This is a genomic window from Bacillus sp. SORGH_AS_0510 (assembly GCF_030818775.1).
GTDB lineage: Bacteria > Bacillota > Bacilli > Bacillales > Cytobacillaceae > Neobacillus.
Map to the genome: position 1 here is coordinate 3,641,710 of NZ_JAUTAU010000001.1, position 13,662 is coordinate 3,655,371.

Annotated in this window: 15 protein-coding genes; 4 read left to right on the forward strand and 11 right to left on the reverse strand. The window is 37.0% G+C overall.

The window, feature by feature from the left end:
• Positions 1 to 45: 45 nt before the first annotated feature.
• Both QE429_RS18590 and QE429_RS18595 read right to left on the reverse strand, forming a co-directional pair.
• On the reverse strand, positions 46 to 168 hold the full coding sequence (locus tag QE429_RS18590; protein ID WP_307289124.1) for a GapA-binding peptide SR1P: 123 nt from the start codon (positions 166 to 168) through the stop codon (positions 46 to 48).
• Between the two features lie 165 nt (positions 169 to 333).
• Positions 334 to 633: a DUF3055 domain-containing protein gene (locus QE429_RS18595; protein ID WP_307289125.1), complete on the reverse strand. Its 300-nt coding sequence runs from the start codon at positions 631 to 633 to the stop codon at positions 334 to 336.
• Between the two features lie 163 nt (positions 634 to 796).
• On the opposite strand from QE429_RS18595, the gene QE429_RS18600 reads away from it, so the two are divergent.
• Complete coding sequence (locus tag QE429_RS18600) at positions 797 to 1,231, forward strand: DUF1885 family protein (RefSeq protein WP_307289127.1); 435 nt, start codon at positions 797 to 799, stop codon at positions 1,229 to 1,231.
• Positions 1,232 to 1,264: 33 nt separating this feature from the next.
• Here QE429_RS18600 and QE429_RS18605 read toward each other — a convergent pair whose 3' ends face one another.
• The 6 genes from QE429_RS18605 to QE429_RS18630 form a co-directional block, all read right to left on the reverse strand.
• Entirely contained in the window at positions 1,265 to 1,507 is a 243-nt protein-coding gene (locus QE429_RS18605; protein WP_307289129.1) for a hypothetical protein, read from the reverse strand.
• Between the two features lie 424 nt (positions 1,508 to 1,931).
• Positions 1,932 to 3,347 carry a dihydrolipoyl dehydrogenase gene (gene lpdA, locus QE429_RS18610; RefSeq protein WP_307289131.1) on the reverse strand — a complete coding sequence of 472 codons (1,416 nt, stop codon included), beginning with the start codon at positions 3,345 to 3,347 and terminating at the stop codon, positions 1,932 to 1,934.
• A gap of 4 nt (positions 3,348 to 3,351) precedes the next feature.
• A complete protein-coding gene (locus QE429_RS18615) occupies positions 3,352 to 4,650 on the reverse strand; it encodes a dihydrolipoamide acetyltransferase family protein (RefSeq protein ID WP_307290886.1) in 1,299 nt (432 codons plus the stop codon).
• Positions 4,651 to 4,725: 75 nt separating this feature from the next.
• Positions 4,726 to 5,703 (reverse strand): alpha-ketoacid dehydrogenase subunit beta, encoded by a 978-nt coding sequence (locus tag QE429_RS18620; RefSeq protein WP_307289133.1) that lies wholly within the window; start codon positions 5,701 to 5,703, stop codon positions 4,726 to 4,728.
• A gap of 3 nt (positions 5,704 to 5,706) precedes the next feature.
• Complete coding sequence (gene pdhA / locus QE429_RS18625; RefSeq protein ID WP_307289135.1) at positions 5,707 to 6,822, reverse strand: pyruvate dehydrogenase (acetyl-transferring) E1 component subunit alpha; 1,116 nt, start codon at positions 6,820 to 6,822, stop codon at positions 5,707 to 5,709.
• Positions 6,823 to 7,243: 421 nt separating this feature from the next.
• Positions 7,244 to 7,906 carry a YkyA family protein gene (locus QE429_RS18630; RefSeq protein ID WP_307289137.1) on the reverse strand — a complete coding sequence of 221 codons (663 nt, stop codon included), beginning with the start codon at positions 7,904 to 7,906 and terminating at the stop codon, positions 7,244 to 7,246.
• A 175-nt stretch (positions 7,907 to 8,081) separates the two neighbouring features.
• On the opposite strand from QE429_RS18630, the gene def reads away from it, so the two are divergent.
• Entirely contained in the window at positions 8,082 to 8,636 is a 555-nt protein-coding gene (def, locus tag QE429_RS18635) for a peptide deformylase (protein ID WP_307289138.1), read from the forward strand.
• Between the two features lie 192 nt (positions 8,637 to 8,828).
• Here the strand turns inward: def and QE429_RS18640 are convergent, their stop codons facing one another.
• A complete protein-coding gene (locus QE429_RS18640; RefSeq protein WP_307289140.1) occupies positions 8,829 to 9,599 on the reverse strand; it encodes a Cof-type HAD-IIB family hydrolase in 771 nt (256 codons plus the stop codon).
• A 26-nt stretch (positions 9,600 to 9,625) separates the two neighbouring features.
• Entirely contained in the window at positions 9,626 to 10,522 is an 897-nt protein-coding gene (locus QE429_RS18645) for a DMT family transporter (protein ID WP_307289143.1), read from the reverse strand.
• 489 nt (positions 10,523 to 11,011) lie between these two features.
• Here QE429_RS18645 and QE429_RS18650 point away from each other — a divergent pair, with 489 nt between their 5' ends.
• Both QE429_RS18650 and rnjA read left to right on the forward strand, forming a co-directional pair.
• A complete protein-coding gene (locus tag QE429_RS18650) occupies positions 11,012 to 11,224 on the forward strand; it encodes a DNA-dependent RNA polymerase subunit epsilon (protein ID WP_307289144.1) in 213 nt (70 codons plus the stop codon).
• A gap of 3 nt (positions 11,225 to 11,227) precedes the next feature.
• Positions 11,228 to 12,895 (forward strand): ribonuclease J1, encoded by a 1,668-nt coding sequence (rnjA, locus tag QE429_RS18655; RefSeq protein WP_307289145.1) that lies wholly within the window; start codon positions 11,228 to 11,230, stop codon positions 12,893 to 12,895.
• A 40-nt stretch (positions 12,896 to 12,935) separates the two neighbouring features.
• Here the strand turns inward: rnjA and QE429_RS18660 are convergent, their stop codons facing one another.
• Complete coding sequence (locus QE429_RS18660; protein WP_307289147.1) at positions 12,936 to 13,595, reverse strand: potassium channel family protein; 660 nt, start codon at positions 13,593 to 13,595, stop codon at positions 12,936 to 12,938.
• Positions 13,596 to 13,662: the final 67 nt, after the last annotated feature.

The following is a 13,662-nucleotide window of genomic DNA, read 5'->3' on the forward strand; positions in this document are numbered from 1 at the left end:
TGACTCAATGAGTCAGCCTGTTTATTATTTTATTGTATTTAATCGTTATACTTCTTCTTCGATATGATGGTTATCACAGCAATTACATTTAGAGTATAGTACCGTTACTTTTTCATCTTCAAAGTGATCAATAGTTGAGTTACAAGTTTGGCATACAAGTGTACCCATTTGTCCTATCCCCTTTTCATATTAAATGGTCCTGCTATGAAAGCGTTTAACTAACCTCTAATTAGATAATAATATATCACATTAATAATTTCAAGCCCAAATTGTATGTCACATTTAAAAAATATGCATAAAAAAAGGCCCGTTTAGGCCTAATCTTAATTAACATTAATCATATTGGGTGACAAAAGGGATAGACGGAAGTGTTTCTCTAAAAAATTCAGCTAGATCAGTTGCCTGCGCTTTATCAGGGATATGGAATACTGTTTGAAGGAAGTCAATGTCTTCAATATCTTTGGGGTCTAGGAGTGTGGATCGTCCAGTTTGCATGCATATCACAAGAGGTTTACCAAAAAACATATTCGTGTAAATAATTCCAAAGTCATAACGGGTATCTTCAGTAGTAAATCCAATAAACCGCACCTTTGCCTTTTCATGCTCATCATATAGTTTGTCAAATAATTCCATGAGATTCCTCCTTTTAATTTAATATTTAGAATATTATTATAATTTATCTTTTAGAAAATTACAAGAAATGATAACATTTTAGCACTTGTTATTGTTGTCATTGCTTTTTATTCAATGCTAGAATAGAAGGGCATACACTACGGACTAATAGGGGGGAATGATGATGGCTGTAAATGCATTTATTAAGCTTGTGCCTTCATCTGCAAAACAAACAATAACCATAGATGAGGTTAAGGAATTATTTTATTATTATAAAAGTATTACTTCAAAAACAGGCGATCAGGTTAACTGGCAGTTTGGAGAGTCCGCTTTCCCATACGAAGTGAAAGAAACAGAAGACGGGAAAGGGAAATGGTTTTACTTACAAGCAACCCAAGAGCGCTACTATGCCATCCTAGTAGGTGTAGATACAGAGTACGTTCAAAGCGAAGACGGTGTCCCTAGTGAACAAACATACATACAAATAACACTTCCAGAACAATCGACTTATGGGGATAAGGGAAAAGCAAATGAGTTTTGTAAATTCCTTGCAAAAAAACTCAAAGGTGAGCTTCATCTTTTTAATGAAAGAGTCATGTATTATTATCCAAGAAAATAATTTAAAAATAGAAGCTCCATTCAGGGGCTTTTTTTAATGCATAAATTGTGCCATCGTATAATGAAATGAGGTATAAATAACAAGGCTTAAAGCCGTAATGAAAAGAGTTTTGCGAACAGATTTAGTCACATAATTTCCAATTAAAAACGCTAAATAAAAGAAAACAAAAAACATAATGACTTTATAGATGAGCTGATCATGTTTTGAAAGCCATTCTATAAAAGTGAAGCCACTCCAAATTATAAATTGTAAAAGCATGACAATATATACCTTCATTTTTATCACCACTCAAATTACATATCTTTAGACATCTGGTGTTTTAAGTATATGAATGAAAACCAAACATAAGTTATTTTTTTCATACCTCCTTTCCAATCATTTTAAACTTAATTTAATTATCGCCCTACTTGTCTGTTGATTTCCGCTCCAGGCACGAGCGGTTCGTGGGTGTTTCGGCGAGCCTCCTCGGCGAAACGCGCCAGCGGGGTCTCTCCTGAACCATACTCCCACAAGACATTGGACTGCCTCTTGAATCAGCCCACGCACGAATGAAATGCGATAGCATTTTCGAGGAGTCTTCGTTCCTTCCGCTCCAATCAACAGGTGCAAAAACAAACAATGTTCTTTTTCGAGTATTAAATATAAAATTCGCTATAAAAAAATAAAGTCCTTTCCGTTTTGGAAAGGACTTTATTTTTAATTATTTAATGATATGGATTGGGCTGCCTAGGGCTACTTCTGCAGCTTCCATTGTTATTTCACCAAGTGTTGGGTGAGCATGAATTGTCATTGCTAAGTCTTCTGCTGTCATACCAGCTTCGATAGCAAGACCAAGTTCAGCAATCATATCAGAAGCACTTGCACCGGCGATTTGCGCACCAATTACAAGGCCATCTTCTTTACGTGTGATTAGTTTCAAGAAACCATCTGCACTGTCAAGAGAAAGAGCACGTCCGTTAGCTGCAAATGGGAATTTAGCAGCAACCACATCAATGCCTTCTTTTTTAGCTTGGTCTTCAGTATATCCAACCTGCGCTAACTCAGGATCAGAGAAAACAACTGCTGGAATTCCTAAATAATCAATTTCAGACGGATGACCAGCAATAGCTTCAGCAGCAATTTTAGCTTCATATGATGCTTTATGTGCTAATTGAGGACCAGCAACAACATCACCGATTGCATAAATATTACTTACACTTGTACGGCATTGCTTATCAATTTCAATTAGGCCACGGTCGCTTAACTTCACTCCAGCTTCCTCTAAGCCCATTTCATCAGTGTTTGGACGACGGCCAACCATGACAAAAACATAATCAGCTTCGATTTTCTTTTCTTCGCCTTTTGTTTCAAAAGTCACCACTACGCCGTTTTCAGTTTCTTCGACACCTTTGGCAAATGCTTTTGTAAAGAATTCCGCACCTTTTTTCTTCATCGTCTTCTTAACAAGAGCAGCCATTTGCTTATCAAATACTCCCATGCCTAGAATTTCATCGGCACCTTCTAAGATGGTTACTTGCGTGCCAAAGTTCGCATAGGCGCCACCAAGTTCAATCCCAATAACTCCGCCGCCAATAACAACGATCTTCTCAGGAATTTCATTTAGGTTAAGAGCTCCAGTAGAATTCAGAACACGTTTTGAATATTTAAAAGCAGGTAACTCAATTGGGCGTGATCCAGTTGCAACGATTGCATTTTTAAACGTATATGTTTGTGCAGATGTTTCATCCATTACACGAAGTGTATTAGCATCAACAAAGTACGCTTCACCACGAACAACATTTACTTTGTTACCTTTTAGTAATCCTTCAACGCCACCAGTTAATTTCTTTACAACACCAGCTTTGAATTCTTGAACCTTTGAAAAATCAACCTTAACATTTTCAGCTGTAATACCAAAAGATGCAGAATGTACAGCAGTTTCATAACGGTGACCCGCAGAAATTAAGGCTTTTGAAGGAATACAACCAACATTTAGACATACTCCACCAATATATTCTTTTTCAACAATGGTTACTTTTTGTCCTAGCTGAGCAGCACGGATTGCTGCAACATATCCTCCAGGACCGGAACCGATCACTATAGTATCTGTTTCAATAGGGAAATCTCCAACTACCATTTTATTACGCCTCCATTAACAATAGTTCTGGATCGTTCAATAGACGTTTAATATGATTCATTGCGTTTTGAGCAGTAGCACCATCAATCATACGGTGGTCAAAACTTAATGATAACGCTAATACAGGAGCAGCAACAATTTCTCCGTTACGAACGATTGGTTTTTCTGCAATACGACCTACTCCAAGAATAGCCACTTCTGGGTGGTTAATAACTGGTGTAAACCACTGTCCGCCAGCAGAACCGATATTAGAAATTGTGCAAGATGCACCCTTCATTTCATTTGGAGCAAGTTTGCCTTCACGTGCTTTTCCAGCTAATTCATTGATTTCATTAGAAATAGTGAATACAGACTTACGGTCGGCGTCTTTTACAACCGGAACTAATAGACCTTTTTCAGTGTCTGCAGCAATTCCGATATTGTAGTAATGCTTATGAACAATTTCATTTGTTGCATCATCAAGGGATGTATTTAATACAGGGAACTCTCTTAATGCGCTTGTTAAAGCTTTTACGATATATGGTAAGAAAGTAAGTTTGATGCCCTTTGCAGCAGCTACTTCCTTAAATTTTTTGCGATGTGCTACAAGTTTAGTTACATCAATTTCATCCATAAGTGTTACGTGTGGTGCAGTGTGCTTAGAATTGACCATTGCTTTTGCAATTGCCTTACGGATTCCGCTCATTTTCTCACGAGTTTCTGGATATTCGCCTTGTGGAATTGGAGTCGGTGCCGCTGCCTTAGGAGCTTCTTGCGCTGCTTCAGCCGCTGGTGCCGCTTGAGGAGCAGCTGTTGCGCCTCCATTTAGGAATGCATCAATATCACTCTTCATAATACGGCCATTTTTACCTGTTCCAGCTACTAATGCAATTTCTACGCCTTTTTCTCTAGCATATTTACGAACAGATGGCATCGCGATAATACGGCGATTAGGATCAACCTCTGCTGCAGGTTGAGTTGATGGAGCAGTTGCTGCCGCAGCTGGAGCCGCTGTTTCTTGTTTAGCTTCTGGTGCTGGTGCCGGCGCTTCTTGCTTAGGCTCTTCATCACCATGATCGCCTTTGAATTGTAAATTTTCATATCCTGGAGCATCAAATGTTACGAGTACCTGTCCAACAGTTGCAACAGTTCCTTCGCCCACTAATACTTCCAAAACTGTTCCTTCTACTGGAGAAGGAATTTCTACTACTGCTTTATCGTTTTGAATTTCGCAAAGTACGTCGTCTTCTTGGACTTTATCCCCTGGTTTTATAAACCATTTAACGATTTCCCCTTCGTGAATACCTTCACCGATGTCAGGCATTTTAAATTGAAATGTGGTTGCGGTTGCGCTCACTGGGATTCATCTCCTATTGTATAGATTTCAGTTAATCCTCTATTAGAAAGTTAGAACTTTTTTAGCAGTTTCGATTACATCTTTATAGTTAGGAAGCCATACAGATTCAGCTTGTGAGAAAGGATAAATTGTATCTGCAGCAGCCACACGCAATACTGGTGCTTCTAAGCTAAGAATTGCACGATCGTTAATCTCAGCTACCACGTTAGCTGCAATACCAGCTTGCTTTTGTGCTTCTTGAACAACAATCGCACGGCCAGTTTTTTCAACAGAAGCAATAATAGTATCAATATCAAGTGGGCTAATTGTACGTAAATCAATAACTTCCACAGAATGACCTTCTTTAGCTAATTCTTCTGCCGCTTTTAGAGACTCATGTACCATTGCACCATAAGTAATGATAGATAAATCTGTACCTTCACGTTTTACGTCTGCTTTTCCAAGTGGAATTGTGTACTCTTCCTCAGGAACTTCTTGACGGAAAGCACGATATAATTTTAAATGCTCTAAGAAGATAACTGGGTCATTGTCACGAATGGCAGATAATAATAATCCTTTTGCATCATAAGGTGTAGAAGGAACAACTACCTTCAAACCAGGAGTTTGTGCCATTAATCCTTCTAAGCTGTCTGAGTGCAATTCAGGAGTATGTACTCCACCACCAAATGGAGAACGAACAGTAATTGGCATATTGTAACGGCCACCAGAGCGGTAACGCATACGAGACATTTGTCCAGCAATAGAATCCATTACTTCAAAAACAAATCCAAAGAATTGAATTTCAGGAATAGGACGGAATCCTGTTAATGCAAGACCAATTGATAAACCACCAATACCAGATTCAGCAAGTGGTGTATCAAATACACGGTCTTCGCCAAATTCTTTATGAAGTCCTTCAGTTGCACGGAATACCCCGCCGTTAACCCCAACGTCTTCCCCAAAAATAAGGGTTTTAGGATCGTTGCGCAACTCAATTCTTAAAGCATCAGTGATTGCTTGAATCATTGTCATTTGAGCCATGACTTACTTCGACTCCTTTTCTTTATAAATTTCATATTGTTCTTTTAAGTTTTGAGGCATTTCCTCGAACATAATGGACATTAGGTCGGTTACTTTTTGCTTAGGAGCCGCGTCCGCTTGTTTAATTGCCTCTTTGATATCTTCTTTTGCTTTTTCAATTACTTCGTTTTCTTGCACTTCATTCCAGATACCTTTGTTCTCAAGGAACTTACGGAAACGTACTAATGGATCCTTCTTTTCCCATTCATTATCAAGGTCAGACGTACGGTAACGAGTTGGGTCATCCCCTGCCATTGTGTGTGGGCCATAACGGTATGTTAATGTTTCAATTAATGTAGGTCCTTCGCCGTTAATTGCACGTTCACGAGCATCGCGAGTTGCAGCATAAACAGCAAGTGGGTCCATACCATCGACTTGAATTCCAGGAATACCGGCAGCAACAGCCTTTTGTGCAACAGTTTTAGCTGCTGATTGTTTTTCCACTGGAGTAGAAATCGCAAAACGGTTATTTTGAACAACGAAAATTGCCGGAGCTTTAAATGCACCTGCAAAGTTTAAACCTTCATAGAAATCACCTTGGGAAGCTCCTCCGTCACCTGTATAAGTGATCGCAACAGATTTTGCACCATTCTTTTTCATACCAAGGGCAACACCAGCTGCTTGGATGATTTGAGCACCAATAATGATTTGTGGAGAAATAACGTTAACACCTTCTGGAATTTTATTTCCTTCGAAGTGTCCACGAGAGAATAAAAATGCTTGGTATAATGGAAGTCCATGCCAAATCATCTGAGGAACGTCACGATAACCTGGTAGAATAAAGTCTTCCTTTTCTAATGCAAACTGAGAAGCTAATTGTGATGCTTCTTGTCCAGCAGTTGGAGCATAGAAACCAAGTCTTCCTTGACGGTTTAAAGAAATAGATCTTTGGTCAAGAATTCGTGTATATACCATACGACGCATTAATTCCTGAAGCTGTTCATCTGATAGATCAGGCATTGCCGCTTCGTTTACCACTTCACCTTCTTCATTAAGAATTTGAAGTGTTTGAAATTGATCTTCTACAGCTTCGAGTGCTTTTTTCGCATTAAGCTGGGCATTCTGAGTTTTAGAAGCCATTTGAGTCACCTCTTCCTTTCTATTCAAAGAAAAAATTTTAAAATAAATCCACTAAGTTAGATTACCCCAAAAACGCACGGGTCATGTCGGCCAAGTTCTTGAAATTACTAATAGATAGTTTTCACAGAAAAGATAAGATAAACGAAAAAATCTTCCTTATACCAACATTTTATTCTGTATCACTATTTTATGTAACTCAATTGATACAATTATTTAACTCATATATGAGTGTACATCAATCATTTTCCTTCGTCAAATACTATGTTTAATAATTTTACACCACAATCATATTATTTAATTTCCGTAAAATTATAACATCTGTATCATTTAAATCAACTAACTGTTATATAAAATAACTCTTATTTCGCATTTGTTATAATATAGAAAAAACCGGCCATTATAGCCGATTTTTGGTTTACACTTATTTTTCTGGTTCTAGTCCTGCTTTTTTATAAAAAGCCACCTTTTTGTCATTGTATTGCTCGGTTAGCTTATTAAAGTTTTCGTTTGCTTCAAATACCTTTTTATAATTATCATTAAGCTGAGTTACCTTAGTCTCTAAATCTTCTAGTGGTACATCCTTATTTTTAAACATTTCATATAATTCTTTATCATTTTTTAATGCCTCAATATAATACTTATTCAATACTTCATGGGCTTGATACCTTTGGGTCATGATACTGTGTAGGTCATTCGCTAATTGCGCAAGTTTCTTATCTTGTATTTCATCCTTTATCTTTGCTACCTTTTTAAATTCCTTTTCAGAATCCCGAATGCTTTTTGTTTCTTTTTCCATATGTTCTTTTCTTTTGTCAATTAGAGCCAATGCTTTATCGGAAAGCTTGACGATTTGGTCATATTCCTTCATGCCTAATTTGATAATCTCATCATATAATGTTTTTTCTTCATCTTCTAATTTAACTAGCGGCTCTTGCTGTTCTTCAAAGACCTTCTCTTTTGATACAACCTTTTCTAACACATCATACATTTTTTCTTCGGGTGTTTCTTTTGCTAAGCAACCAGATAAAATAAAAATAACAGCTATTACAGGTATAATAAAACACCATTTGCATTTTAATAACACTTTACAACCTCCCAACTACACTCAACTCCTACTATATCGATACTTGGAATTTTTGACAATATCGAACCCCCTAAAGAGGTTGATATGATATATGATTAATCAATGATTAACATTTTATCTATAGTCTGTTAGACTATGGATACTAATTATTTTATTGAACACAGGAGTGAAGGTTATGTTAACGATGGAGGATATTATTCGAGATGGCCATCCAACCCTTCGGAAAGTGGCTTCAGAAGTTGTCATGCCGCCATCAGAAGAGGATAAACAAATACTATCCAGCTTACTCGAATATGTAATTAACAGTCAAAATAGTGAAATTGCTTCAAAGCATGGCTTGCGGCCAGGAATTGGATTAGCAGCACCGCAGATCAACGTCTCTAAACGAATGATTGCAGTACACGTAACTGACGAAAAAGGGGTACTATATAGCTACGCCCTATTTAATCCTAAGATTGTTAGCCACTCTGTTGAGAAGGCTTATCTGCAAACTGGTGAAGGTTGTCTTTCAGTCGATGCAGCCATTCCAGGATATGTCCCTCGTTATGCAAGAATTACAGTTAAAGGGATAACTATAGATGGTGAAGAGATTAAAATCCGTTTAAAAGGTTTACCCGCAATTTGTTTCCAGCATGAAATTGACCACTTAAACGGTGTGATGTTTTACGATCATATTGATCATGCAGACCCTTTAAAACCAATCGAAGGGGCAACAGCAATCGAACGTTAAAAGGAGGCGACTCATGAAGAGTCGACCTCCTTTTTTATATAATAAGAAATCATAAAAATCGACTTCGAGAATTGTCCAGCTCCAGCGCCTAGCCCCTCGGGTCAAATAACCTTCTGCAATAAAAGTCATAGAACCACTTTTTTCGCAGAAGAACATTTGCCTGTCGTGGCTGATCAAGGCGCTTCCGCTTTTCTATATTAACTGTAGTTCCTTTAATCCGTTCCAAATACCATCGTCCGACACATCACTAGTAATGAGATCTGCATTCGCCTTAGCTTCGGGCACGCCGTTCCCCATTGCCACTCCTGTTCCAACAGCTTTTAACATCTCTAAATCATTCAATCCGTCCCCAAATGCATAAACATCCTTTAACTCAAATCCTAACCGTTCTATCATTTTTTTAATTCCTTCTGCCTTTGAACCGCCCTTTGGCAAGATATCAACAGAATACGGATGCCATCTTATAAAATGAAAGTTTGGATATTCAACTGAGTAATTAAGCTCTTCTAGTTCTTTGCAAAATAGGAGTGATTGGTACATTTTACGGTTTAAGTAAAAACTTGCATCTTCTTCAGGATGTGTAAAATTCAAACTCCCTAGGCTTTTCTCGATATATGGATGGTGCTTCACGCTTGCTTTCATTGTTTGGTGGTTCATAAAAACTAATGGGTGTTCATTTATTTTTGCTTTCTGGAATAAGCTCTCTAAATCCTTTTCATTTAAGGTGTTTTCATAAATAATTTCATTCTCAAAAACAACAAATTGCCCATTAAAACTGACAAATGAATCTATTTCTAACTCTTCGCGCAAATTGGTAAACATAAATGGCGCTCTGCCTGTAGCAATAGCTATAAAAACTCCATTATCCTTTAGTAATTTTATAGCCTTTTTCGTACTATCAGGTAAATTTTTTTCATGATCTAGCAGTGTACCATCTATATCAAAAAAAACAATTTTTTTCATTTTAAAATAACTCCTTTTGTTTGAAACTATGCTGTAAAGGTCTCATTTGATTTTGCTCTAGGTTTCAAGGTTGAAATAAAAACCCCTGCAAAAATAATTAATAATCCCACTAACATGGAAAAATGAATTTCTTCTTTTAAAAGGAAGGTTCCCCAAATTATAGCCGATACCGGTACTAAATAGGTTACTAGTGAAGCAAATTCTGCACTTCCCTCTTTCACCAAATAGTAGTACAGCAAATATGCGATACCCGAACCTAATACTCCCAACCCAACAAAAGACCCAAAAGTATTTACATTAATAAAGCCCGAAAGTGATTCTGGCGTTGTAAAAAGCACCGAAAAAAAACTTATAATAGCTGAAATAAATAACGTAAAGAAGGAAGTTTCAAGCACAGATAAATGACCCATATATTTTTTTGAAAGATGTGAGCCAATCCCATAGCATAAAGTAGCACCGGTCATTAATAATATCCCGATGATATTTCCTGAAAAAATATCCCCTAGTTTAAAATCAGATACAATATAAATCCCTGTAAAACCAACCAATATGCCTATCCACTGACTCCTACGAAGCGATGAGGAAAAGAACAAAGCACCAATAACTAAAGTCCATATGGGTGTTGTAGCATTAATAATTGAAGCCATACCTGATGAAAGCTTTGTTTCACTTGAACTAATCAAAACCCATGGTAGAGCGTTATTTGTCAAAGCAACCAAAAACAATTTAAACCATGGTAATGTCCGTAGTTTTATTCTTTTCTTGCTTAAGATCATTATTAGTAGAAGGGAACTCGCTCCAAATAGACACCTTCCGAATACCACTACAACTGGATCCATGGAAGACAAAAGTAATTTTATGAATAGAAACGAAGTTCCCCAAATAAGACTTAATACGGCTAAAGCACTAAATAATTTTCCCATTTCACCATTCTTCCTCTTCTATTTAATTTATCCCTTTAAAACACTAAACCTTCTATTAATTATTGTCAATTTGGTATTGTCACCAATATTCCATGTTTATCCATGAAAGAATATGCGTTTTTATCATATTATAATAGTAAAAAAACCTTTCTTTTTAAAAACCTTCAATATTCTACCATTGATTGCTTTACATTGGACAAGGATCGTATAAAATAAGAGGTAAGGAGATGATCCACTATGTTAAAGAAGCTACGCAAAAAGCTCTTAAAACAGTGGAATGATTTACTCAGAAAGAAATCTATTGCCTAAAATTTTCCGAGCCCTTCAAAACTTGCGAAGGGCTCCTTCCTTATTGTACATTGTAAAAACAGCGATTCTTTTACATACTTTTCACATTAGTCCAATGACTCCCAAAGAAAATAAATGAAAAAGATGAAAATGTTTTATATAATAGAAAAAGTTATGATTTTAGTTAGGAGCGATAATGTTATGATTTTCAAAGTTTATTACCAGCAGAGTATTACAGAAGTTCCAGTTCGCGAAAACACAAAATCCCTCTTTGTTGAAGGGGAATCAGTTAGAGATGTACGTACAAAAATTGCTGATCGTGGATATAATGTAGAATTTGTACAGGAAGTAACGGGAGCATTTTTAGAATACGAAAGACAAAATGAAGACTTTAAAGTATTGGAGATTGGATAATTTATGAAATTTGTTAAAAATGATCAAACTGCTGTTTTTGCCTTAGGTGGTTTAGGTGAAATAGGCAAGAATACGTATGCAGTTCAATTCCAGGATGAAATCATTTTAATTGATGCTGGAATAAAATTCCCAGAGGATGAATTATTAGGTATTGATTATGTCATCCCTGACTACACCTACTTAGTAAAAAATGAAGATAAAATCAAAGGCCTTTTTGTAACACATGGACACGAAGATCATATTGGTGGGATCCCTTACCTTCTTCGTGAAATTAACATTCCTATCTATGGCGGCAAATTGGCATTAGGATTAATCAAAAACAAACTAGAAGAACACGGACTATTAAGAAATGCAAAACTGATCGAGATTAAGGAAGACGATATCATTAAGTTCCGTAAGACATCAGTAACATTTTTCCGTACGACCCACAGTATTCCAGATTCCTACGGTATCGTTGTAAAAACACCACCCGGTCAAGTCGTTCATACAGGTGATTTTAAATTTGATTTTACCCCTGTAGGTGAGCCTGCCAATTTAACCAAAATGGCCGAGATTGGTAAAGAAGGTGTTTTATGTTTACTGTCAGATAGTACTAACAGCGAAATTCCTGATTTTACGATGTCAGAACGCCGTGTCGGCGAAAGTATCCATGATATTTTCAGAAAGGTCGATGGCCGCATCATTTTCGCAACCTTCGCATCTAATATACACAGACTACAACAAGTGGTAGAAGCCGCTGTAGTAAACGGAAGAAAAGTAGCGGTATTTGGTCGAAGCATGGAAGCTGCAATTAATATCGGGCTTGAATTAGGGTATATTACAGCACCTAAGGAAACTTTTATTGAGGCTAATCAAATTAATCGTCTTCCTGCAGACAAGGTTACTATTCTTTGTACAGGGAGCCAGGGTGAACCAATGGCAGCTCTATCGCGAATTGCTAATGGAACACACCGTCAAATTCAAATTATACCTGGGGATACAGTTGTATTTTCTTCATCTCCAATTCCAGGAAATACAATTAGTGTAAGTAGAACCATTAATATGCTTTATCGTGCTGGCGCTGAAGTTATTCACGGTAAGTTAAGTAATATCCATACATCAGGACACGGTGGTCAAGAAGAGCAGAAACTGATGCTCCGTTTAATTAAACCTAAATTCTTTATGCCAATCCACGGCGAGTACCGGATGCAGAAAATGCACGCTAAGCTTGCGGTTGATTGTGGTGTAGAAGAAGAAAATTGCTTTATCATGGACAATGGTGAAGTGTTGGCTCTGTCTGAAAATACAGCTCAGGTTGCAGGAAAAATTCCTTCCGGCTCTGTTTATATTGATGGCAGTGGGGTTGGCGATATTGGTAATATCGTTCTTCGCGATCGACGCATCCTTTCAGAAGAAGGCTTAGTAGTAGTCGTAGTAAGCATTAATATGAAAGAATTTAAAATTGCTTCAGGTCCAGACCTAATTTCTCGTGGATTTGTGTATATGAGAGAGTCTGGTGATTTAATCAATGATGCTCAAAACTTGATTACTAAACATTTAAACAAAGTCATGGAACGCAAAACCAGCCAATGGTCTGAAATAAAAAATGAAATAACAGACACATTAGCTCCATTCCTTTATGAAAAAACAAAGCGTAGACCAATGATCCTTCCTATTATTATGGAAGTATAAACACTATAGAAAAAGCTCCAGCCTTTGGCTGGAGCTTTTCTTATTCAAGTACCTTCTTTTCGAATCGATCGATGTCAATGTCAGTTCCAATAACAATTAATACATCATTAAGATAAATGGATTCACTTGCTTGAGGTGAAACAATGATTTCATCTCCTCTTTTTATCGCAACAATATTAAGGCCGTATTTCTTACGTATGTCTAAATCAATAATGGTATGCCCACTAAGTTTTCCGTTAGCAACTATTTCTACAATACTATGCTCATCAGAAAGCTGTAAATAATCAACCACATTACTGGATGTCATATTGGTCGCAATCCTTTTACCCATATCTCTTTCTGGATGTACTACATGGTCTGCTCCAATTTTCCTTAGAACCTTTTCATGATAATCATTTTGAGCTTTTACAGTAATTCGTGCTACACCTAACTCTTTTAGAATAAGGGTAGTTAATATACTGGATTGTATGTCATCCCCAATAGCTACAATTACATGATCGAAGTTACGAATCCCAAGGCTTTTTAATACATTTTCGTCTGTTGTATCTCCAACTACTGCATGAGAAGCAATCATCGCATATTCATTCACTCGCTCTTCGTTCGAATCTATAGCCAATACTTCCATTCCTTCATCAGTGAGCGTTCGGCAAATACTCCCGCCGAATCGACCTAAGCCAATTACTGCATAACTTTTCTTCATACGATTACTCCCCTACTATTGTCTTAATCATGATGGTTATATAATAGCATTCTGTCAACTGCCCACG